This is a genomic window from Enterobacter cloacae complex sp. P29RS (assembly GCF_014893445.1).
GTDB lineage: Bacteria > Pseudomonadota > Gammaproteobacteria > Enterobacterales > Enterobacteriaceae > Enterobacter > Enterobacter intestinihominis.
Map to the genome: position 1 here is coordinate 65,365 of NZ_JADBPZ010000014.1, position 22,931 is coordinate 88,295.

The 22,931-nt window shown below is 56.0% G+C and carries 18 protein-coding genes, 1 tRNA gene and 1 pseudogene; 8 read left to right on the forward strand and 12 right to left on the reverse strand.

The genetic code is table 11. The features are described from left to right. The first annotated feature begins 221 nt into the window (after positions 1–221). Positions 222–1,478, forward strand: a complete 1,257-nt coding sequence (locus IM282_RS12380) for a nucleoside permease (RefSeq protein WP_022649364.1) — start codon at positions 222–224, stop codon at positions 1,476–1,478. A gap of 81 nt (positions 1,479–1,559) precedes the next feature. On the opposite strand, the gene citG is transcribed toward IM282_RS12380, so the two are convergent. From citG to IM282_RS12420, 8 genes are read right to left on the reverse strand one after another with little or no spacing between them, the layout of a single operon-like run. Continuing rightward, positions 1,560–2,363 (reverse strand): triphosphoribosyl-dephospho-CoA synthase CitG, encoded by an 804-nt coding sequence (citG, locus tag IM282_RS12385; protein WP_022649365.1) that lies wholly within the window; start codon positions 2,361–2,363, stop codon positions 1,560–1,562. Then, on the reverse strand, positions 2,341–2,880 hold the full coding sequence (gene citX, locus IM282_RS12390; protein ID WP_022649366.1) for a citrate lyase holo-[acyl-carrier protein] synthase: 540 nt from the start codon (positions 2,878–2,880) through the stop codon (positions 2,341–2,343). The genes citG and citX overlap by 23 nt, the downstream gene beginning before the upstream one ends. 2 nt (positions 2,881–2,882) lie before the next feature. Further along, a complete protein-coding gene (citF, locus tag IM282_RS12395; RefSeq protein WP_023298575.1) occupies positions 2,883–4,400 on the reverse strand; it encodes a citrate lyase subunit alpha in 1,518 nt (505 codons plus the stop codon). A 10-nt stretch (positions 4,401–4,410) separates the two neighbouring features. Then, positions 4,411–5,286 carry a citrate (pro-3S)-lyase subunit beta gene (gene citE, locus IM282_RS12400; RefSeq protein ID WP_192970444.1) on the reverse strand — a complete coding sequence of 292 codons (876 nt, stop codon included), beginning with the start codon at positions 5,284–5,286 and terminating at the stop codon, positions 4,411–4,413. Continuing rightward, positions 5,283–5,576, reverse strand: coding sequence for a citrate lyase acyl carrier protein (gene citD, locus IM282_RS12405; protein WP_017382935.1), 294 nt, complete (start codon positions 5,574–5,576; stop codon positions 5,283–5,285). Before citD ends, citE begins: the two co-directional genes overlap by 4 nt. 16 nt (positions 5,577–5,592) lie before the next feature. Then, positions 5,593–6,615, reverse strand: coding sequence for a [citrate (pro-3S)-lyase] ligase (gene citC / locus IM282_RS12410; RefSeq protein ID WP_022649369.1), 1,023 nt, complete (start codon positions 6,613–6,615; stop codon positions 5,593–5,595). Between the two features lie 13 nt (positions 6,616–6,628). Continuing rightward, complete coding sequence (locus IM282_RS12415) at positions 6,629–7,492, reverse strand: fumarylacetoacetate hydrolase family protein (RefSeq protein ID WP_192970445.1); 864 nt, start codon at positions 7,490–7,492, stop codon at positions 6,629–6,631. Positions 7,493–7,509: 17 nt separating this feature from the next. Further along, positions 7,510–8,871, reverse strand: a complete 1,362-nt coding sequence (locus IM282_RS12420; protein WP_022649371.1) for a 2-hydroxycarboxylate transporter family protein — start codon at positions 8,869–8,871, stop codon at positions 7,510–7,512. Positions 8,872–9,216: 345 nt separating this feature from the next. Between IM282_RS12420 and IM282_RS12425 the strand changes: the two genes are divergently transcribed. Further along, positions 9,217–10,854, forward strand: coding sequence for a sensor histidine kinase (locus tag IM282_RS12425; RefSeq protein ID WP_022649372.1), 1,638 nt, complete (start codon positions 9,217–9,219; stop codon positions 10,852–10,854). Continuing rightward, a complete protein-coding gene (locus IM282_RS12430) occupies positions 10,844–11,536 on the forward strand; it encodes a response regulator (protein WP_022649373.1) in 693 nt (230 codons plus the stop codon). Before IM282_RS12425 ends, IM282_RS12430 begins: the two co-directional genes overlap by 11 nt. Before the next feature lie 99 nt (positions 11,537–11,635). On the opposite strand, the gene IM282_RS12435 is transcribed toward IM282_RS12430, so the two are convergent. Next, a complete protein-coding gene (locus IM282_RS12435; RefSeq protein WP_192970446.1) occupies positions 11,636–13,771 on the reverse strand; it encodes an ornithine decarboxylase in 2,136 nt (711 codons plus the stop codon). Between the two features lie 181 nt (positions 13,772–13,952). On the opposite strand from IM282_RS12435, the gene IM282_RS12440 reads away from it, so the two are divergent. The 3 genes and pseudogenes from IM282_RS12440 to IM282_RS12450 all read left to right on the forward strand — a co-directional run bounded on the left by IM282_RS12440 (position 13,953) and on the right by IM282_RS12450 (position 16,177). Next, on the forward strand, positions 13,953–14,666 hold the full coding sequence (locus tag IM282_RS12440) for a DUF554 domain-containing protein (protein WP_003862452.1): 714 nt from the start codon (positions 13,953–13,955) through the stop codon (positions 14,664–14,666). A 95-nt stretch (positions 14,667–14,761) separates the two neighbouring features. Beyond that, positions 14,762–14,837 (forward strand) — tRNA-Phe (locus IM282_RS12445). A 521-nt stretch (positions 14,838–15,358) separates the two neighbouring features. Next, positions 15,359–16,177 (forward strand): annotated as a pseudogene (locus tag IM282_RS12450) (DUF4225 domain-containing protein). Here the strand turns inward: IM282_RS12450 and IM282_RS12455 are convergent. From IM282_RS12455 to IM282_RS12465, 3 genes are all read right to left on the reverse strand, one after another. Next, positions 16,155–16,481: a hypothetical protein gene (locus IM282_RS12455; protein WP_023298582.1), complete on the reverse strand. Its 327-nt coding sequence runs from the start codon at positions 16,479–16,481 to the stop codon at positions 16,155–16,157. The pseudogene IM282_RS12450 and the gene IM282_RS12455 sit on opposite strands and share 23 nt — an antisense overlap. A gap of 401 nt (positions 16,482–16,882) precedes the next feature. Continuing rightward, positions 16,883–18,670: a hybrid sensor histidine kinase/response regulator gene (locus IM282_RS12460; protein WP_192970447.1), complete on the reverse strand. Its 1,788-nt coding sequence runs from the start codon at positions 18,668–18,670 to the stop codon at positions 16,883–16,885. Then, positions 18,667–19,299: a response regulator transcription factor gene (locus tag IM282_RS12465; protein WP_063163587.1), complete on the reverse strand. Its 633-nt coding sequence runs from the start codon at positions 19,297–19,299 to the stop codon at positions 18,667–18,669. The genes IM282_RS12460 and IM282_RS12465 overlap by 4 nt, the downstream gene beginning before the upstream one ends. Before the next feature lie 175 nt (positions 19,300–19,474). Between IM282_RS12465 and IM282_RS12470 the strand changes: the two genes are divergently transcribed. Together IM282_RS12470 and IM282_RS12475 are read left to right on the forward strand one after the other, a co-directional pair. Then, on the forward strand, positions 19,475–19,789 hold the full coding sequence (locus IM282_RS12470) for a lipoprotein (protein WP_003862457.1): 315 nt from the start codon (positions 19,475–19,477) through the stop codon (positions 19,787–19,789). 114 nt (positions 19,790–19,903) lie between these two features. Then, entirely contained in the window at positions 19,904–22,921 is a 3,018-nt protein-coding gene (locus IM282_RS12475) for an autotransporter outer membrane beta-barrel domain-containing protein (protein ID WP_192970448.1), read from the forward strand. Positions 22,922–22,931 lie beyond the last annotated feature (10 nt).

The following is a 22,931-nucleotide window of genomic DNA, read 5'->3' on the forward strand; positions in this document are numbered from 1 at the left end:
CTCTCCCCTTTGGGGTGAGGGGGCATCAGACCGCACCCATCTCATCCCACCCATACAAAAATGCTATTTGCATCACAATCCAAACTGCAAATTAATGTGGATTGCATTTTTTTGCGGGAGGTAACAAAACATATCGTTGCCAACTGATAGAATTGCATCAAATAACAACCCTGAATGTTCCTATAACAACATATCTCCCGCTCACTTGTGAGGAAAGTAACATGAACCTTAAGCTGCAGCTTAAAATCTTGTCGTTTCTGCAGTTCTGCCTGTGGGGTAGCTGGCTGACTACACTCGGCTCCTATATGTTTGTGACGCTCAAGTTCGATGGTGCGTCAATCGGTGCCGTCTACAGCTCGCTGGGTATTGCGGCTGTTTTCATGCCAACGCTGCTCGGTATCGTGGCGGATAAATGGTTAAGTGCGAAATGGCTGTATATGCTTTGCCATCTGGTGGGTGCGGGGACGCTGTTTATGGCGGCCGAAGTGACCACGCCGGGGGCGATGTTTATGGTGATCCTGCTTAACTCGCTGGCGTATATGCCAACGCTTGGCCTGATCAACACCATCTCCTACTACCGCCTGAAATCTGCCGGTCTGGATATCGTCACCGACTTCCCGCCAATCCGTATCTGGGGCACCATCGGCTTTATCATGGCAATGTGGGGCGTGAGCTTCGCGGGCTTCGAGCTGAGCCACATGCAGCTGTATATTGGTGCCGCGCTCTCCGTGCTGCTGGCGCTGTTCACCCTGACGCTGCCCACCATTCCGGTTTCTAACCAGCAGAAAAACCAGAGCTGGAGCACCATGCTTGGCCTGGACGCCTTCGCCCTGTTCAAAAACAAGCGCATGGCGATCTTCTTTATTTTCTCCATGCTGCTGGGCGCGGAACTGCAAATCACCAACATGTTCGGTAATACCTTCCTGCACAGCTTCGATAACGATCCGCTGTTTGCCGGGAGCTTTATCGTTGAACACGCGTCGGTGATGATGTCCATCTCGCAGATCTCTGAGACGCTGTTCATCCTGACCATCCCGTTCTTCCTGAGCCGCTACGGCATCAAGAACGTCATGCTGATCAGTATCGCTGCCTGGATGTTGCGCTTCGGTCTGTTCGCCTACGGCGACCCAAGCGCGTTCGGCACCGTGCTGCTGGTTCTGTCGATGATTGTTTACGGCTGCGCCTTCGACTTCTTCAACATCTCCGGCTCGGTGTTTGTAGAAAAAGAGGTGAAACCTGAAATTCGCGCCAGCGCGCAGGGCATGTTCCTGATGATGACCAACGGCTTCGGCTGTATTCTGGGCGGCGTGGTGAGCGGTAAAGTGGTTGAGATGTATACCACCAACGGCATCACCAACTGGCAGCCAGTGTGGCTGATCTTCGCCGGGTACTCACTGGTGCTGTTCTTCGCGTTCATCGTGCTGTTCAAGTACAAGCACGTACGCGAACCACACGGTGCGCAGCCGATCGCGCATTGATTGTTGTGCCCGGTGGCGGCTTCGCCTTACCGGGCCTACAAACCGCAAACCGTAGGCCGGGTAAGCGTTAGCGCCACCCGGCTATTTTATTCCAGACAGCACCCACCCCACCGACAGCAAATCCGCGCTGCCGCCCGGACTCAGGTTTCGTTCAATCAACGCGTTATCCATCCTAAGTAACGCATCCTGATCCCAGCCGTTCGCCAGCAGCTCCTGCGCATAACCCTGGACGTAGCGCAGCCCTTCAGTGCCGCCGCGCGAAACGAGATTACTGTCCTGGTTGATGGCCATCAGGCGCAATAACAGGTCATGAAGGGTGTTTCCCTTCCACTGAGCCAACGCCTTACGCACCGTGCTGAAGCCGCTTTCTGCCTCACCGCGCGCGCCGGTTAAACCGTACTGTTGAAACTGTCGCTCTCCCGCCGTTGCCTGCCCGCTGCGCCCGCCCAGTTCCCGCGCCACCAGCCCACGACAGATGTTACTTACCTCACAACAGAGGCTATCCGCAGAGATATTTTTTACACGTCCGGCGGCGAAGCAGAGCAAACCAAGGGCAAAAATCCCGCCCTTGTGCGTGTTCACCCCGCCCGTGGCGGCGTACATTGCCTGCTCACAGGCCATTCCCATCGGGCGGATAATCCGCAACTGCTGATCGGCAGGTTTGGCCGCATGTGCTTCACCCAGTTCCGCAAAACGGGCAAACCACGGCGTAATCGCCGCAATGCTGCGGAGGAATAAGGTATGGTCCATATCGCGATGGGAGCCGTTATTGAGCCTGTCCACCAGCCCCGGTTTGGGCGTCAGCTCCAGCTCCTGCCACAGCGCCTCTGCGGCAAGCGCAGGAACATCAACCGGGCGCGGTTTAGTCGCGAGCAAACCAGTCATCTATCATTTTCTCCACGCGGGAAACCACCTGCTCAACGGGATGGTGCCGAGAACGGGAACAAGCGTGGGCAGGCTCGTCGCAAATCAGACAGCGCCTGAGGTGTGAACCCAACGACTGACGGCCAACGTGGCCGTTTTCAGGGCAGATCACATCCAGATCCCACAGTCTGCCGAGCGGGTGCGTCTGCTCCAGTTCAGCACAGTGCGCTTTAATTTCCGCCGCCGGATGCGCGACGCACCACAGCGCTTCAGGTCCGGTGGGTAGCCAGAGCACCTGGCGGTCCAGCACCTGCCAGCGGTTTTCCCACAGCAGCTGGTCGCACATCTGTAACGCCACGCCCATGGTGTTGCGATAGCGCAGGCTGTCTTTAATTTGCCCGGGCGTGACCAGCGTTAGGGAGATCACCGGTTGTTGATGGTGCGTAAGCCAGTCAGCCTGACGGGCTGCGCGGCGCTCTTTCGCCGCCAGCAGCGCGTCCAGGCTGACACCCGTCCGCACGGGTGTCGCAATAGTCATATTCACTCCTTTACCTGTCGAACGGTGTCGATCACGCTGCCGTCGCGGTAGCGGATCACCCCGACAATTTTGTCGGTGAACTCAATCGGTTTCGGTACGCCGGTCAGGGAAATCGCCCGCTCATAGAGCGCGTTGATATCTACAACCTTCAGGCCTGCTTCCATGAGTCGTTCGCGGATCTCCGGGCGCGCCGGGTTGACCGCAATACCGTGGTCGGTGACCAGCACGTCAATGCTCTCCCCCGGCGTGAGGCGCGTGGTAACGCGCTTCACAACGGTCGGGATGCGGCTTCGCAGCAGCGGCGCGACCACAATGGTCAGGTTGGCTGCCGACGCCACGTCGCAGTGCCCGCCGGATGCGCCGCGCATCACGCCGTCGGATCCGGTGATGACGTTGACGTTAAAATCGACGTCGATTTCCAGCGCGCTGAGGATCACCACGTCGAGCTGGTCGCAGCTTGCCGCCTTGCTGCCGGGGTTGGCGTAGACGTTGGTGGAGATCTCCACGTGGTTCGGGTTGCGCGCCAGCGAGGCCGCCGCCTGGCCGTCAAAGCACTGGGTGTCGAGCAGCTTTTCGATGAGCCCCTTCTCGTGCAAATCCACCAGGCTGCCGGTGATACCGCCAAGGGCGAAGCGCGCCTTCACGCCGCTGCGCTCCATCTTCTCTTCCATAAAGCGGGTGCAGGCGGTCGCCGCCGCGCCGGAGCCGGTCTGCATCGAGAAGCCCGGTTTAAAGTAACCAGAGTGTTCAATCACGTCCGCCGCATAGCGGGCAATCATCAGCTCGCGCGGGTTGCTGGTGACGCGCGCCGCACCGACGCTGATTTTCGCCGGGTCGCCCACGCTCTCCACCTGCACGATGTAGTCCACCTGATCCTGCACCAGGCTGGCGGGCATATTCGGGAACGGCACCAGCTCTTCGGTCAGCAGCACCACCTTACGGGCAAAGTGTGCGTCCACCATGGCGTAGCCCAGCGAACCGCAGCACGATTTGCCCTGCGTGCCGTTGGCGTTGCCAAACTCATCGCTGCACGGCACGCCAAGAAATGCCACGTCGATATTCAGCTCGCCATCCTGGAGCAGCTTCACGCGCCCGCCGTGGGAGTGAATTTGTACCGGCTCGTCCATCAGCCCGTGGGAGATGGCCTCCGCCAGCCTGCCGCGCATACCGGAGGTGTAAATTCGGGCGATCACGCCGTTTTGAATATGCTCGATCAGCGCGTCGTTGCAGGTCATCAGCGAGCTGGAGGCCAGGGTCAAATTTTTAAAACCCATCCGCGCCAGCAGCGCCACAACGGTGTTGATCACCCGGTCGCCTTCGCGAAAGGCATGGTGGAAAGAGATGGTCATCCCGTCCTGCAAGCCGCTGCGCATGACGGCTTCTTCGAGGGAGGCGCAAAGCTTACGGTTGTGTTTCGCCTCGCTGTCCGCCAGCCACGGCGTCGCGCTGTGGGCGGTATCAAAGGGCTTCAGATCCCGCAGATGGGGGAAATTCACATGGAGAAGTTCTGTCTGATTCATTATGTCATCCTTACCGACGCACGCCGGAGGCCGCCGCGCGCTCCAGCACCACCTGCGCGTGGTTAATAATCGGTGCATCCACCATTTTGCCGTTGAGCGAGACCACGCCCAGGCCGTTACGCTCGCCCTCTTCTGCCGCTTCAATCACCCGTTTCGCGTGATCCACCTCTTCCTGAGTCGGGGCGTAGGCGTTGTGCAGCAGGTCAATCTGGCGCGGGTTAATCAGCGATTTGCCGTTAAAGCCCATCTTGCGGATCAGATCGACCTCGCGCAGGAACCCGGCTTCGTCGTTAACGTCTGACCACACCACGTCGAAAGCGTCGATGCCCGCAGCGCGGGCGGCGTGCAGCACGGCGCAGCGGGCGTAGAACAGCTCGGTGCCGTCGCCGCGCTCGGTCTGCATGTCCATTACGTAGTCAAAGGCGGCCAGCGCGATGCCGATAAGGCGCGGGGAGCTGCGGGCAATCGCCACGGCGTTGATGACGCCAATGGCCGATTCAATCGCCGCCATCACGCGGGTGGAACCTACTTCACGCCCGCACTCCTGCTCAATGCGCTCGAGGTGGTCCTCCAGCTCGTAGATATCGTCCGGGGTGTCGGTTTTTGGCAGGCGAATCACGTCTACGCCCGCGCGTACGGCGGCCTCCAGATCCAGCAGGCCAAACGGCGTGCTCAGCGGGTTAATACGCACCACGGTTTCGATATCCTGATACATCGGGTGCTGCAACGCGTGGAACACCAGCATGCGTGCGGTGTCTTTCTCGCGCAGGGCCACGGCGTCCTCAAGGTCAAACATGATGGAGTCGGGGCGGTAGATAAAGGCGGTGGAGAGCATGGCGGCATTGGCGCCCGGCAGGAACAGCATACTGCGGCGGAGTTTGCTCATTTCAGCGCCCCCCAGTTGATGGCCTGTTCATCGGCTGCACGCAGAAGCGCGCTTTGCAGGCGGGCGCGGATCACACAGTCCAGCGCCCCTTTGTCTTCAATAATGATTAATCCCTGGTGCACGTTCATGGCGCGCAATGTGTCGTTGACCACCTGGCGTATTTGCTCGCCAAACTGCTTAATCACTTCACTGTGGATGACAATCTCCAGCTCACCGTGAGCGGGGGCGATTTTCACCATCAGGTCGCTGGACTCCTGCGTTCCGGCCAGCGCCTCCCTTACAATATTCATGATAAATTCCTGATAGTTATGCGACTTCCGCACTCGCACGATAATGTGCTTCGAGGTGCGCGAAGGTGGAGTCCGGGACAATCTCCCGGATCCGGGAAAACTGCTGTGTCTTGAGTAAACGGCGCACTTCCGAGGCCGAAATGGCGTTGCCGGTGGCTTTGATGCGCGGCATTTCCACCACGTCGATGTGCGAGGCCAGCAGATCGTGCAGCGTCTGGTTGTACTGGCGGGTGATATCGCAGAACGGTTCCGAACCAATAAAACGGTGCGTGATGCCCAGCGCCGGGGCGATAAAGTCCCGGAAGATCAGCACGTCGATCTCGCTCCATGCCTGCTGCACTTTGCCGGTCTCCTTCAGGAAGTAGGCCGGAAACGTGGCGCGGGAGATGATGTACTGCGAGCCTTCATGCACCACCACGTTCGGCAGATGCGCCACGCCCGCACGCACCATCTCAAGGCGCGCGCTGAACGGGAAGAACGAGGCGTCTTCACGCACCACGAACAGATGCAGAGCATCGCACTGCGCCGCCGCCTGCTCCACCAGATGACGGTGACCGAGGGTGAACGGGTTGGCGTTCATCACGATGGCACCAATCTTCTCCCCACACTTGCGGCTAGCGCGCAGGGATCGGCAGTAGCGCACGATCCCTTGCGGAGTGTTCTCCATTAGCACCGCGTTGTTCCCGCTCTGGGCAACCGGCCAGAAACCGCTGCGGCCAAAGCGCTCCTTATTACACGGACGGGTGCAGAGGAAGAGGTGAAAATGGCCGCGCTCCAGCGCCGCATTTTCCACCTCTGCCAGCAGACGCGCGCTGAGGTTTTCCCCACGAAGCTGCTCGTTGACCGCGACGCACTTGATGACGTTGGCAGCAAGCCCGGCGCAACCCACCAGCTGCGCGCCGGACCAGGCTTCAACAAACAGCGTGATGTCGTTGTCCAGGCCAAGGCCGCTGTCTGCCAGCAGGTAGCGGATCTGGCTTAAGCGTTCCGGGTGTTTCGCCACAACGGTGTGGCGAAAATCAATGGGTTGCGATTGCATGCTGCCGCCTTACTCAGTGCGCTGCCGCGAGCCCGACGGCTGGCGCTTCCACGATCACGTTGCTCAGATGACCGATATGTTCGATCTCCACCTCAATGCGATCCCCCTCCTTCATAAACAGTGGCGGGTTGCGCTTTTTACCCACCCCGCCAGGCGAGCCGGTGATGATCACGTCGCCCGGGCTGAGACGGGTGAAGGTGCTGATGTACTCGATCAGCTCCGCCACCTTGTGGATCATGCTGCTGGTGTTGTCCTCCTGCACCATGTGGCCGTTCAGCCAGGTGCGGATCGCCAGGCTGTGCGGGTCCGGGATCTCATCCGCCGTCGCCATCCACGGGCCGAACGCCCCGGTCTGCCGCCAGTTTTTCCCGGCGGTGAACCAGGTGTGCTGCCAGTCGCGGGCGGAGCCGTCCATGTAGCAGCTGTAGCCCGCCACGTGGCGCAGGGCGTCGTCGCGGCTGATGTTCTCCCCGCCTTTGCCGATGATCACCGCCAGCTCGCCTTCGTAGTCGAACTCGCTGGAGTGGCGCGGCTTCAGCACCGGCTCGTTGTGGCCGGTCTGTGAATCAGGGAAGCGGACAAACAGGGTCGGGGCCGGGTTATGCTGATCAAACTCCTTGCGCTTGTCGGCATAGTTCATGCCCACGCAGAGAATTTTTTCCGGCTGGACAATCACCGGTAAGAAGGTGATGGCGTTCAGCGGTACATCCACCGCGTCGTTCAGAAAACGGGTGGCCTGCGCCAGCCCGTTCCCCTGCAACAGCGCTTTAAGGTCGCCATAGCGGTCGCCCAGGCGGCGGCCTAAATCAATCACGCCCTCGGCCTGAACGATGCCGTAGCTGCGTTTACCCTGGTATAAAAAGCTTGCGAGTTTCATTGTTCTTTCCTGAAAACTTAAACGAGGAAGTTGCCCAGAATCAGCAGTGAGACAGAGACGTTAATCGCCCCGCCGATACGGGTAGCAATCTGGGCGAATGGCATCAGGCTCATGCGGTTGCCTGCGGTCAGGATCGCCACGTCACCGGTACCGCCCTGCCCGCTCTGACAGCAGGAGACGATGGCGACATCAATCGGGTGCATACCAATCTTTTTGCCAACGAAGAATCCGGTTGCCACCAGCGCGGAAACGGTGCTGATAATCACCAGCAGGTTGCTGACGGTGAACGCCGCCACCAGTTCATGCCATGGGGTAATCGCCACGCCAACGGCGAAGAGAATCGGGTAGGTCACGGAGGTCTGGAAGAATTTGTACACCACCTGAGAACCTTCCAGCAGACGCGGAGAGGCGCCATTACAGAGCTTCACCAGCACCGCCATAAACAGCATACCGACCGGCGCTGGCAGACCAATCAGCTTGTGACCGAGCATGCCCAGCATGTACAGCAGCACCGCCAGCAGCGCGCCGGAGGCGATGGTGGTCACATCCGCTTTGCCGGAGAACGCGGGTTGAGAGACGGTGGCATCGGCGTTGGCGCGGTTAGGCATCAGCTGGCCTTCACCGGTCAGGTGCGGGTAGCGTTTCCCGAGCTGGTTGAGGCAACCGGAGATGATGATCGCCGTCAGGCCGCCGAGCATTACCATCGGCAGCACGCGGCCGAGCGCCACGCCCTGATCCATGTGCAGCAGCGTGGCATAGCCGATAGAGAGCGGGATCGCCCCTTCCCCGACGCCGCCCGCCATGATCGGCAGAATGATAAAGAAGAAGATCTGGAACGGCTCGAGGCCCAGCGCCAGTCCAACGCCCATGCCGACAATCATGCCGACGATTTCACCGCACAGCATCGGGAAGAAGATGCGCAGGAAGCCCTGGATCAGCACGGTGCGGTTCATGCTCATGATGCTGCCGACAATAATGCAGCAGATATAGAGGTAGAGAATATTGGTGGATTTATAGAATTTGGTCGTGGACTCGACCACCACGTCCGGCAGCAGGCCGTAATAGACCAACGCGGAAGGGATAAAGGTGGCGCAAATTGCCGCCGCGCCGAGCTTGCCGACAATCGGCAGGCGTTTGCCGAACTCACCGCAGGCAAAGCCGAAGAAGGCCAGCGTGGCCACCATGACTACGATGTCGCTCGGCAGTTTTCCGCCCAGGCAATCTATCGCAATCAGCGCGCCCGCCAGAACGAACAGTGGCAGAGGAATAATGCCGATTTTCCAGGTATCCATAATATGCCACCAGCGCTCTTTGAGCGATGGCCGCTGAATATCAATCGGGTCGTGGGTAACAGAGAATGAATCGTCAGTTGTGCTCATAATAAGCCCCTTAGTTATTTTGTGCGTCCAGCTTAGAGTCACAAAGGCTTACTTTATGTGAGGGATGGCATATTAAAAGCGAAGTTTTAATGGCCGCTATGGTTTTAATGGTTTCTTTTATTTAATGTGATTTATGCCTTATTTATTGCCGTGGTTTTTATGGTTTCTTTTCTTAACTGAACAAAGAAATAACATTTATTCATTTAACCTTAAGAGGATGAGACTTTCGGAAAAATCTTTTACAGGCTGCGCTGTGCAAGGGATCACAAGTTTTCGGCAAAGCGGGCATCCTGGCCTTAAAAGATGATATATTCAGCCGACCTGTTGATATCTCGCGTGATAGTTATGAAAGTATCGTTTCAGATCAAGCTGTTTATTTCGCTGGTCGCCTTTTTCTCAGTGCTGTTCGCATTACTGGGCGGATATTATTATGTCGATGTCGGCAGGCAGCTTTATCAGGAAATGAGCGCGCGCGCAAAAATACAGGCCGAAGAAATTGCGCTTATTCCTTCTCTGCGAAAAGAAGTCGAACAAAAGGATATCCAGGGCATCCATGACTTTATGCAGAAAATAGCCGCCCGCAGCGACGCCAGTTTTATTGTGATTGGTGACAATAAAGGGCTGCATCTTTTCCATTCCGTGTTTGCCGACCGGGTAGGCAAAACGCTGGTTGGCGGAGACAACGACGAGGTATTACACGGCAAAAGCACCATCACCATCCGCAAGGGCGGGTTAGGCATTTCGCTGCGCAGCAAAGCGCCCATTTTTAATGATGCCGGGCAGGTGGTAGGGATTGTTTCGGTAGGCTATCTCACAAGCTATCTGGACACCATCACCGTCAGCAAGGTGGTTAATATCCTGATTGCCGCCGTGCTGCTGCTTATCGCCCTGTTTATTTTCTCCTGGTTCTTCACCCGCAGCATCAAGAAGCAGATATTCTCTCTGGAGCCGCGCGAAATCGGCCTGCTGGTGCGTCAGCAAAAGGCGATGATGGAATCCATTTATGAAGGGGTGATTGCCATCGACGACGATCTCCGCATTGAGGTGATTAACCAGGCGGCGCGTAAATTATTAGGCTTACGCCAGCCCGCCCGCGAACTGCGGGGTCAACTCATCAGCCAGGTGATTGCGCCCGTCCCGTTCTTTAACGCGCAAACCATGCTTGCGAAAGACACCCACGATGAGATCTGTCGCTTTAACGATCTCACGGTCATTGCCAGCCGGGTGCGGATCATGCTGGAAGATGCGTTGCAGGGCTGGGTGATCACCTTTCGCGATCGCAACGAGATCGACTCGCTCAGCGCCCAGCTCAGCCAGGTGAAGCGCTATGTTGATAACCTGCGCATTATGCGCCATGAACAGCTGAACCGCATGACCACGCTGTCCGGCCTGCTGCATATGGGCCGTTATGACGAGGCGATCCGCTACATACAGGCGCAGTCGGAACACGCTCAGGAGCTGCTGGACTTTATCTCGTCCCGCTTTAGCTCCCCGACGCTGTGCGGTTTGCTGCTTGGAAAGGCCGCCCGCGCGCGTGAAAAAGGCGTTGAGCTGAGCTTCGATCCGGCCTGCCGGGTGGACAAACCCTTCCTGCCGCTGCTCGAATCGGAACTAGTCTCGATTATCGGGAACTTGCTGGATAACGCCATCGAAGCGACCCAGCGCGCCCCGCTCCCGCATGCCCCGGTAGACGTGCTAATAAAGTTGAACGAGCAGGAACTGATTATTGAAGTCGCCGACCAGGGCGTCGGCATCACACCGGAGATCCGCGACCGGATCTTTGAGCGCGGCATCACTACCAAAACGCGCGGCGATCACGGTATTGGCCTGTATCTGATTGAAAGCTACGTCACGCAGGCTGGCGGTGCAATTGAAGTTGCCGATAACACCCCACGCGGTGCCATTTTCTCACTGTTTATTCCCGCCACGGGAACGGTCCGGCACCCCGTACAGGAACTGGAAGATACCGACTATGCAACATGAACTTATCGACGTACTGATTGTTGAAGACGAGAACGAACTGGCGCAACTGCACGCGGAGCTTATCGGTAAACATCCGCGCCTGAGGCTGGTGGGGATTGCCGCGTCACTGGCCGACGCGCAGGTACAACTGGAGAGCAAACAGCCGAAGCTGATGCTGCTGGATAACTATCTGCCGGACGGCAAAGGCATCACCCTTATCAGCAACCCGATGCTCACCCGCGCCAACTGCTCGGTGATTTTCATCACCGCTGCCAGCGATATGGACACCTGTAGCCAGGCCATTCGTAACGGCGCGTTCGACTACATCCTCAAGCCAGTTTCCTGGAAGCGCCTGAGCCAGTCGCTGGAACGTTTTGTGCAGTTTGCCGAACAGCAGCGCGTCTGGAAGATTGTCGACCAACAGAACGTGGATTCACTCTATCAGCTACAGGCGAAAAATTATCGACTGGACAACGGCAGCAAAGGGATAGAGGAGAACACGCTGGCGCGGGTGCAAACGCTGTTTAACAACAAGGCGGCGCACTGCTTTACGGTGGATGAGGTGGTGAGCGAGACGGGACTGAGTAAAACCACCACCCGGCGCTATCTGGAACACTGCGTGGAGGTGGGTTTTCTGACGGTGGAGATGCTGTACGGGAAGATTGGGCATCCGAGAAGGATGTACCGGCGTAGTGCGACTTAACTCCCCTCACCCCGGCCCTCTCCCCAAAGGGGCGAGGGTGAAAAGACGGCTCCGTGCAATCCCCTCTCCCCTTTGGGGAGAGGGTTAGGGTGAGGGGCCCTACTTTAACACGTACCCATACAGTCGCTTGATCCCGTCGGCATCCTTCTCGCTGTAAACGCCCTGCAACTCTGGCGAGAAACCCGGCAGCATATTAATGCCCTCTTCCAGCGCCAGGAAGTAGCGCTGTACTGCTCCACCCCAGACTTCCCCCGGTACCACGCACAGCACGCCCGGCGGGTATGGCAGCGCACCTTCGGCGGCAATGCGTCCTTCGGCGTCACGAATACGCACCAGTTCGACATTCCCGCGAATGTACTCCTGGTTGGCATCCTGCGGGTTCATCACCACGGCAGGCAGGCTCTCCTGGCGGAACATCGCCTTCTGTAAATCCTTCACGTTAAAGCTGACGTAGAGATCGTGCATCTCCTGGCACAGCTGACGGATCGTATAGTCGCGGTAACGCACCGGGTATTTCTGATAGATGGTCGGCAGCACATCCACGAGCGGCGTATCGTCTTCAATATGCTGTTCAAACTGCCCCAGCATCGCCACCAGCTGCATTAGCTTCTCCGCGCTCTCGGCTGGCGTCAGCAGGAACAGGATGGAGTTGAGATCGCACTTCTCCGGCACAATGCCGTTTTCGCGCAGGTAGTGGGCGAGAATGGTCGCCGGAATGCCGAAATCGGTATAGTGCCCTGTTTCCGCATCAATGCCCGGCGTGGTCAGCAGCAGCTTGCACGGATCGACGAAATACTGCTCGCGGGCATAGCCTTCAAAACCGTGCCATTTTGCACCCGGTTCAAAACTAAAGAAGCGACGCTCGCTGGCGATAGCCTGCGTGGGGTGATCCTGCCATGGCCGCCCCGCCACCACCGGTGGGATAAAGGGTTTGATCATATTGCAGTTGGCGATAATTGCCTTGCGCGCTTCAATGCCCAGCTCGACGCACTCAGCCCACAACCTGCGTCCGCTCTCACCCTCGTGGATCTTGGCGTTCACGTCCAGCGCCGCAAACAGCGGGTAAAACGGGCTGGTGGAGGCATGCAGCATGAACGCATTGTTCAGCCGCTTGTGCGGGCAGAAGCGCGACTGACCGCGAATATGGTTATCCTTTTTATGGATCTGTGAGGTTTGCGAGAACCCGGCCTGCTGTTTGTGGACCGACTGGGTCACGAAAATTCCCGGATCGTTCTCGTTCAGTTCCAGCAGAAGCGGAGACGTTTCCGCCATCATCGGGATAAATTGCTCGTAGCCGACCCAGGCGGAGTCAAAGAGGATGTAGTCGCAAAGGTGACCGATCTTGTCGATCACCTGACGGGCGTTGTAGATCGTGCCGTCGTAGGTGCCGAGCTGAATGATCGCCAGACGGAACGGGCGCGCCTCGGCGGCTTTCTGCGGCGCGACGTCACGGATCAGTTCCCGCAGCCAGGCCTCATCAAAGCAGTGTTCATCGATCCCGCCGATAAAACCAAACGGATTACGGGCTGCCTCAAGATAGACAGGCGTTGCCCCGGCCTGGATCAGCGCCCCATGATGGTTGGACTTATGGTTGTTACGATCGAACAGCACCAGATCGCCACGGGTCAGCAGCGCATTGGTCACCACTTTATTGGCCGCCGACGTGCCGTTCAGCACGAAGTAGGTTTTATCCGCGTTGAACACTTTCGCCGCGAACTTTTGCGCGTGCTTGGCAGAACCTTCGTGGATCAGCAAATCACCGAGCTTCACGTCGGCATTGCACATATCGGCACGAAACACGTTTTCACCGAAGAAGTCGTAAAACTGCCGCCCGGCGGGATGCTTTTTGAAAAAGGCGCCGTGCTGGTGACCCGGACAGGCAAAGGTGCTGTGTCCCATCGCCACATACTGGCTCAGGGTGTCAAAAAAGGGTGGCAGCAGGTTCTCTTCATACCGGCAGGCGGCAGATTCCAGTTCCAGCAATTCCTGTGCTTTACCCGAGATGATCGCCGTGACACCCTCTGGCACCTCTCCTGGCTCTGTTGAGAACATAAATACCGGTAGCTGAAAGCCCGTACGCTTCAGCAACGCAAGAATGCCGCTGTAGCTTTCAACAACCGTAATGACGACTGCCGCCACATCGGTGAAATCGGTGTTATCCAGCATAACCTTTTCGCGATGCGTAGAAACTTTGGATACCAGCTCACGGCTGACGGCAATTTTCATGGTTTTCATAAGCGCAAATACCCTCACCGAACGGTGAGACAGGAAGGAGAAAATTCGCGCAATCATGTCACCTTTTATTTTCAGGTGCAAGAAGGAATCAGTATGCGTTACGCCTCCCAAAGCTAAGCATAATCAGGGACGGACGTGCCATAATCATGCAATGCCAGTGCTTAAATAACAGGAGTTAAACGTGGTGATTGGACCCTTTATCAATGCGGGAGCCGTATTGCTGGGCGGTGTACTTGGGGCAGTATTAAGTCAGCGGTTGCCGGAGCGTATTCGCGTCTCCATGCCCTCCATTTTTGGCCTGGCGTCGTTAGGGATTGGTATCCTTTTAGTGGTGAAATGCGCCAACCTGCCGGTGATGGTACTGGCGACACTGCTCGGCGCGCTGATCGGCGAGTTTTGCTATCTGGAAAAAGGCATTAATCACGCGGTAGGCAAAGCCAAAAATCTGATTGCCCGACCGGGCAAGGCAAAGCACGGCACGCACGAGTCGTTTATTCAGAACTACGTTGCGATCATTATTCTGTTCTGCGCCAGCGGCACGGGGATATTCGGTTCGATGCAGGAAGGGATGACCGGCGATCCCAGCATACTGATTGCGAAAGCGTTTCTGGATTTCTTTACTGCCACCATCTTTGCCACCACCCTCGGCATCGCCGTGGCGGCGATTTGTGTACCGATGCTGCTTATACAGCTGGCGCTGGCCACCTGCGCCACGCTGATCCTGCCGCTGACGACGCCTGCGATGATGGCGGACTTTACCGCCGTCGGCGGCCTGCTGCTGCTGGCGACAGGGCTGCGCATCTGTGGCATTAAGATGTTTGCAGTGGTGAACATGCTCCCTGCCCTGCTGCTCGCGATGCCGCTTTCCGCGCTCTGGACGCACTTTTTCGCTTAAGTTTGCGACGAAATGGTGAGAGAGTGTGCAGTCTGCACCGAAAACAACAAATTTCGTTGACGTCGGAGGGAGGATCGGGTTTAATGCGCCCCGTTGCCCGGATAGCTCAGTCGGTAGAGCAGGGGATTGAAAATCCCCGTGTCCTTGGTTCGATTCCGAGTCCGGGCACCACTTATTTATAACCCTCGCTTCGGCGGGGGTTTTTGCTTTCTGAGTCAGCAACTCGTTGTTTGAACAGTAGTTACCGCCCTTATCTCTCCTCCGGCCCCGCTTCCCGGTGGTACAACTGGCGTTGTTTACCGCCTTTACCGCCACACAGAAGCAGAAAAACCTGACCTTCACCGATCTATTTGAGCATTACAAATGCACATATCAATTGGACAGAGCCCGACAGAGCGGCATCACGTATCCGTGATTACCCCCCATCGGCTAACTGTTTTATTAGATTCATCGGTGGTAAATCCATCCGGGACATCCTGAAAAGTGACCTTTCGGCGTTCCGTACACTGCTGGAACAGGCCCTGGCTAACCGCAGTAAAGTAGGCCGAGGAACGAAGCTGTAAAAAGCGACTTCTACTTCAGACACCGTAACCACATTGCTACTATATTGTGTGTGCGTTGGCACGCATGGCTGTCATGGGGGCGTTTATCAGTCTAAGCAGAGGCCGGTAAAGCAATTGAGAGGAACTACAATGGATGCAGCATTACTTAACATGATGCGCTCAGATGGAAGAAATAAAGCCTGGGCGGAAACTATGGTGAATATGGAAGCCAGGAAACTGGTAAATACAGCCAACACTCTGTCGGCTTTTCATCTCAGCGATAGTTTGACTCGAATGAAGTTTGTTCAAGAAATTCGGGACCTCATAGAACATCAGTTTACGTTAGCTCGTCGGGCTAAATCAGATGAAGAATGCATGGAATGCGTTAAAATTCTCAGAGAAGAAAACAGTAACCTGCTGGAACAAGCGCGTTAATTAAGAACGAAGGCAGCGAAGCTTTGCGCTAAAGTCGAGTTTATCCGAGAGAATAACAAAATTGTTGGGTATGTGATCTCGGCTGTTAGTGTTGTCCTGGCCGGTGCTGAAATAGCCGCAGGATTTACCCTCATAGGCACTATGACCCCTCTCGGGGTTCTTGCTGGTGCGATTCTGGTTACTGACGGGACAAACAGCATCAGTAAAGAAGTGGCTCGCTACGCAACTAACAACACTACCAGTGAAGGGCTGGTCGCGAATGCCGCGATGTCTACAGCTGAGTTTATGGGCTTTAGTCGTGAGAATGGGTTAGGTGTCTACAAATCAATTTCACTGGCCGCTAATGCGTACACCATTTTTGGCTTGTTACGGCGACCTGGTACCTGGCGACTGTTTCGTTATCTCCCTGCTGACTATTACCGAAAGGTGAGCACACTGAGCCGCCCGCAGCTTACAATGAAAATAGCGGGTTATGGCGTGAAAGCTAAGATTATTTTTGATCTGTTGTCCGTCAGCGACCCGTCCCAGAATTAGTCAGCATTTTACGATAACGCCAGGATTTGTAGCCAAGTTTTGCTGGCGTTATATACCAGATGAAAGGTAGTACAATCAATAATGTGAGCGCAAGTGTCAGGCTTGTATCCTTGGATGCAAGTAAAAGTGTTAAAGCCAGTATGATGAAGGCAATAATAGTTATCCACTTCATAGCCTTAAAACGATTGGCCAGATCATGAGTTACGCTATCAAACGAACCACCGTAATTTTCAATATTGTTTTTTAACTTTTGAAGATCTCGTTTGCTAAAACCTGATTTTAAAAGTGCCTCTTCGCTGGTCATTCTGTTATCCGTCCCATAACTCACTGAAACCTGTGACGAAGTTTAACTTAATTTGGCGGATAAATCGCTACCTGACGATATTCGTCAAATTTATATATATCAACGAGTTGAAGATATCTTAGAGTATACGCTCGAAAACTGACATTATTGCCCACTGCGGAACTTCGCTGGTAGCAACTCTAATGACTCCTTCGGGGCCGTTTCCAACATCTCCCGCCCTGCCCGGTAGAAGCAACATGCAGATCACCACAGGAGGCTGAATCATGCACGATGAAATCATTAATCAGGCCCGCGAAATCCTCCCTCAGCGGCTCAACCATACCGACACATTGGCATCACAGCAGGACACCGCGTACTATCTGGCCCTACAGTGAAGCGCAATGCTGCTATTATCTATTCCCCTATCCACGACACCCCGACCACTGCGTCAGCAGCGCATGCAGATTAGCCGGCTCAAGAGGCTTGCGGAGCACCAGATACCCCTCCTGCTCCGCCTCCAGCAGAACCGGTGAATTAAATTCGCCGCTGACTATCGCGCCGCTCATATCCGGCAGACGGTCAAAAAGCGCTTTCAGGATATCGAAGCCGCTTTCGCCGGATCGCAGACGCTGGTCGCACAGCACGGCGAACGGCGTAAAGCCGTCGTCGATTATGGCAAACGCTTCTTCAGCCGAGGCCGCACAGCGTACGTCGATTCCCCAGACGCTCATCAGGCTCTCCCAGGCAGACGTCACCAGCGGGTCGTCATCGACGACCAGGCAGGAACCGTTCAGCGGGGCATAGCGTACCGGCGTGGCGGTGTTGTCAGCGGCGGGCGGGATATCCAGGGCGCTATCTTCGCCAGCATATTGGGTGAAGCGCATCCAGAAGCGTGAGCCTTTACCTTCAATGGATTGCATCCCGTATTTCACCTTCATCAGCTTGGCACAACGGGCCACTACGGCCAGTCCCAGCCCGTGTCCGGCGCTGTCGATCTTCCATGCCAGCTCGGGGCGGTAGTAAGGTGAGAAGATTTTGCCCTTCTCTTCATCGGCGATACCGACTCCCGTGTCCCACACCTCCACCATACACTCGTCACCGCGCGGTCGGATGGCGACCAGCACCCCGCCCTGGAGCGTGTAACGAAGGGCGTTTTGAATCAGGTTAATCAGGGACTGTCGTACCAGCAGCGAATCGCCCATCACGTAGATACGGCGTTTAGGCCGCCGGATGCACAGCCTAAGCGCACGGCTGTTGGCCTCTTCGCGAAACAGCGTGATGACCGAGTCGAGCAGAGCACCGATATCCACTTTGGCCGGGGCAGAGAGGACATTCCCGGATTCTATTTTGCTGAGATCGAGCAGAGAGTTGAGCATTAAATGTACCGAGCGAACGCTCTGCTGCAGGTCAAGAAGCTGTGGCGTCAGGCTATCGTCCCGGTTTCGGTGGAGGATGGCTTCGATCAGAAAGCCCATAGCGTGTACGGGCTGGCGCAGATCGTGGCTGGCGGTGGTCAGAAACTGATTTTTATCCAGCAGTGCCTGCTCCGCGTCCTCTTTGGCCTGACGAAACTGTTCCGCCAGGCGTGAGCTTTTTTCCTCAAGCAGTGCCTGCTGAATAAAGAACGCATGGGAAGTTAACGCATGGCGGTAAATTGCGAAGCCGTAAAGCAGATTCAGCATGAGCACGATGAACATCAACTCATCCAGCCGCCAGATAATACCGAGGTTCAGCACCCCCCAGGAGGCGAAGAAAAAGCGCGTAAAGGTGCTGATGACCGGCGTCAGATGCGTCGCATTGGCGGCGACGATAGCGGCGATGCTGATATTAAGTAACAGGAAAAAGTCAAAATTCTGCGTCTGTGGAGTAATTAAATAGAGCGAAGAAATGCCCAGCCCGTGAATAAAGGCGATATTATTAATACGCGGAAGCCAGCGTCGCAGGACGTCCCTATCACCGTTTTCTTTCGCTTCACGCTGATAGCGTCGGTGCAATAGTCTTATCGCCACGGCACATAGCAGATAAATAATTATCCAGATAATCGTTGGGCCGAGGTCGTCCCCAAGCATATAAATCCAGATGGCGAAAGGAATACCCACAAAGGGCACAGCACTAAAGCTAAATACCAGCCGCAGAAAGGTGTTGTTTAGCAAACGGATCTGCGCCGGAGCAGAGATACCTTCGTTTTGTAAGCTCTGGAAAAACCTCATTCCGACGGTTCCTGCTTGCCGTGCAGAAGCGTGATGGCTTCGACCCGGCTGTTAACACCTATCTTTTTCAATATATTGCTGATGTGTTCTTTGACCGTGGGCTCAGAAATTGAAAGCTGCGCGGCGATTCGTTTATTTGGCAGGCCGCGCATAATCATATTTAATACGTCTATTTGTCGCGGCGTTAAGTTAAATTTACTTAACTTCTCATTATTTGCCTTAACGGAAATTTCGTTTCCCTCAGGAAACCAGGTCTGATTATCACTGAGTGCGAAAACGGCCCGCGAGAACATCTCAGGTGGCTCGCTTTTCAATACAAAACCGTGGCCCCCGGCGGCATTAACTTTGCGCCAGATGTCATTATTGTCATCCCCGCTGACCACCAGGAGTCGTACCTGTGGGTAAAGTTGTTTTACTTCTTTGAGTAATTTCAGGGCCGTTCCGGAAGAGAGCCAAAAATCGATTACCAGCAAACGTGGCGGGCCATGATCCCTAATTTGGCGGTAGCAATCATCCTCATTCGTCACCACACACGCCTGTTTAAACTGGCAATGTGTAATCAGAAAATTGGCGATGCCGCTTGCTACCAATGGATGGTCATCAACGACTAACGCATAATTCTGTCCCAAAGGAGCCTCCTTTTACCTTCGCATATCTTAGAGTACAGATGAATTATTATCTACCCACCCTACTTTAGGAGGGTTTTTTCGATTAGGAAAGAGAAATATATTATTCGCTGATTTGGGTAAAAGAAAACATAAATACAATCAGTGAAATTAACTGGTTGGATATCAAGGATAATTTATGAAAAAACCACTAATCGTTTTAACCGTTACGTTGATGCTAGCCGGTTGTTCCACGTTGAAAACCGATCAGGCTATTCCACTCCTGCAAGCGGAGACCGCTAAAATGCTGGGACTGGGCTCATCGGATGAAATAACCGTGACCAACGTTAATGGCGCCCAGCCGGACGCACTGGGAGGACAAAAACTGTCTTATCGCGCCACGACAGAAAAAGGGCGTATTTTCGATTGTTCATCAATGATGATGCCGGGGATTTTAGGATCCGCACCGACGCTAAGCGCGCCAACCTGTACACCTGTTGTCACACATAAATAATTAACGCCGCATCAAAAGGCGTACATAAATAACGCCTTTTACATTTTCTGACGTATCTGAGTTTTCATAAAAACGATTTTCCAGACATCACGCTAATGAGTACGGAGATAGCCCGTGAATAACTCTACATCGCATGCTTTAGCGGTTAAGACACCGCTTTCAAGACTTTACCTCGCTCTATTTTCCGCGCCGCTGTTACTGTTTTTACCTGCCGATATCGCGCGTGCAGCCGATGCCTTTTTTGATGGCGACTCGCGTATTACCGAAACGCTGGGTTACACCGGAGATGTTTATGTTGGACGTAATCAACGCGGAAACCTGCTGATCGATAATGGCAAAATCACCGCCTATAACATCAATATCGGTCGGCTGTTCGATGGCAAAATTTATGAAAGCGTGGTCACGGTCCGTGGGCCAGACGCTGAGCTTAACGCGGTGAACGATCGGTACGTCCTGCGCGGCGACCTGAATCTTGGCCTCGGCACCCTGCGAGTCGAAGAGGGCGCGCTGGCGAGCGCAAAGGAGATCGTTGTCGGCACCACCCGGGGCTACGACAGCCACCTTATCGCCACGGGTGCCGGCTCTCGTGTGACCAGTAATTTTCTCAGCGTAGGCACCGATCTGGGCGCACGCTCCACGCTGGCAATTGAGGACGGCGCGGCGCTCAATACCGCCTACGATGCGCGCATCGGGAATGGTACCGGACCGGGTGAAACCGACACGCTGAGCCCGAAAGCCACCGTCACCGGGAGCGGCTCACAGTGGAACGTTGGCCGTACGTTAACGCTTAATGGCGACCTGGACGTACTGGACGGCGGAGCGGTTAACGTTGGCGGCGTGCAGGTGGCGGGCGTCTCCGGCGCAGGGAAAACCGCCGAATTGGTTATTGCGGGCAAGGACTCGCGCTTTACCAGCGGCAGCAGCGTGAGCGTGGGCGATTACGGCAATGGCGTGCTGTCTGTGATTGACGGCGGTTCATTTTCCGCTGGCAGCAATGCGCTGATCGTGGGGACATCGGGTTCCGGCTCGAACCGGGGTGCGCTCATCATCGGCAGCCGCGGCAATATGGACACCGGCACGGGTTTAACTGAGCCAACGCTAGGCACGGCGGGCGGCGCAGGTACCCTCGATGCGAAGACGGCAATCAGCCTGCGTGGCGGACTGTTCGGCAGCTATGTCTACTTCAACCATACCGACGGAAATTACCTCTTCAGCAACACGATGAGCGGTGAAGGTGATGTGATCAATACCTCCGGGCAGACGACGCTGAACGGCGATCTTTCCGCACTCAAGGCGAACGTAACCGCGCGGGGCGGTAAAGTCATCATTGCCAGCAATATTAATACCCAGCCAGAAGACGATATTTTTGATGTTCAGACGCTTAGCGCCGAGAACGGCGGTACGCTGATCCTCAACGCGACGGCGGGTTCAGACGTCAGCGACGGGGTCGGTTACAGCAGCGCCGCGTCAATCAAGTCCGGCGGCACGCTGGGCGGCAACGGCACGCTGGGCCAGACCGAGATCCTGTCTGGCGGGCATATCTCGCCTGGCGACGGCAATATCGGTACGTTGACGCTGAAACGCTATCTGAACTTTATCGGCGAATCCTTCTATGACGTGGATATCGCGGGCGATGGCAGCAGCGACCAGCTACTGGTATCGGGCAAAACCACCATCAGCGATCGGGCTAAGGTACAGGTCACCGCGCTGGATCCGCAAACCAGCTATAAAACGGGCCAAAGCTACCGCATTTTGACCTCCGACGGGGGAATTGACGGTGAGTTCGCCGGAGCGATTTCCAAATCCGCCTTCCTGGACGTGGCGCTTGAGCAAAGCACCAACGCCGTCGATCTGACCATCGCGCAGAAAGAGACCGGAGGCGAAAATCCCGGAGGCGAGAACCCGGGCGGTGAAAATCCCGGAGGCGAGAACCCGGGCGGTGAAAACCCCGGAGGTGAAAACCCGGGCGGTGAGAACCCGGGTGGAGAAAACCCGGGCAGCGGCAAGCCGGGCATTTTCCAGACCGTGGCCCAAAGCAGCAACCAGTGGAATACCGCTGGCGCGCTCTCCACGCTGACGCAAAGCGGCCCGTCGCTGGCGCTGTATAACTCGCTGCTTCTGCTGAGCGCGCCGGAAGCGCGCGAGGCGTACAACCAGCTGTCTGGTGAAGTTTATCCATCAATGCAGTCCAACCTGATCGCTGGCAGCACGCAGGTGTTTAACGTGTTAAACCAGCGTATGCAGCGCGCGTTTGATAACGACAGCCTGCCGATCCCACCGTTAGCCATGTCGCTGGTGCAGCAGCCGGAGCCGCAAAACAATGGCGTCTGGGGCCAGACCTTCAGCTCCTGGAGCCGAAACAGCGGCGACGGTAACGTGGGCAAGCTGGACGGCAACACCACCGGCTTCCTGCTGGGGGCAGATCGCAAGCTGGCGGACCATAACGTGCGTGTCGGCGGCTACTTCGGCTACAGCCGGGGTGATTACGACGTCGACAGCCGTCGCTCCTCAACGGATACCGACAACTATCACCTTGGCCTGTATGCGGCGGGTCAACAGGATGCGTTCTCCCTTCGCGGCGCGCTGGGTTACACCTGGCACAAGATCGAGGGCGAGCGCAATGTTGATTTCAGCGGCTTCTCGGATCGGCTCAAGTCAGATTACGACGCTAACTCGCTGCTGGCGTTTACCGAAGCGGGCTACCGTTTCGGCCAGCCAGACAGGAATATTGAGCCGTTCGTCAATTTATCGTACATCCGGCTGCATACCGACAGCTTCAGGGAAGACGGCGGTGCCGCTGCGCTGAGCGTCCGTAACGAAACGATGAACACCTTCTATTCCACACTCGGGGTGCGCGGTGTGACCGAGCTGCCGAAGAACGTTAACCTCTACGGTTCGCTGGGATGGCAGCACGCTTATGGCGATAAGAATACCTCTTCGCGCATGGCGTTTGCGGGCAGCGACGCGTTCATTACTCAGGGGCAAGCCGTGGATGAGGACGTAATGGTGGGTGATATCGGCGTGAGCGTACAGCTGTCGCGTGCTGCGACGCTGGATGTGGGTTATCAGGGACAATATGGTGCGGATACCCGCGTCAACTCTGTTAACGCCAATCTGCGCTGGTCGTTCTGAATTATTTCCA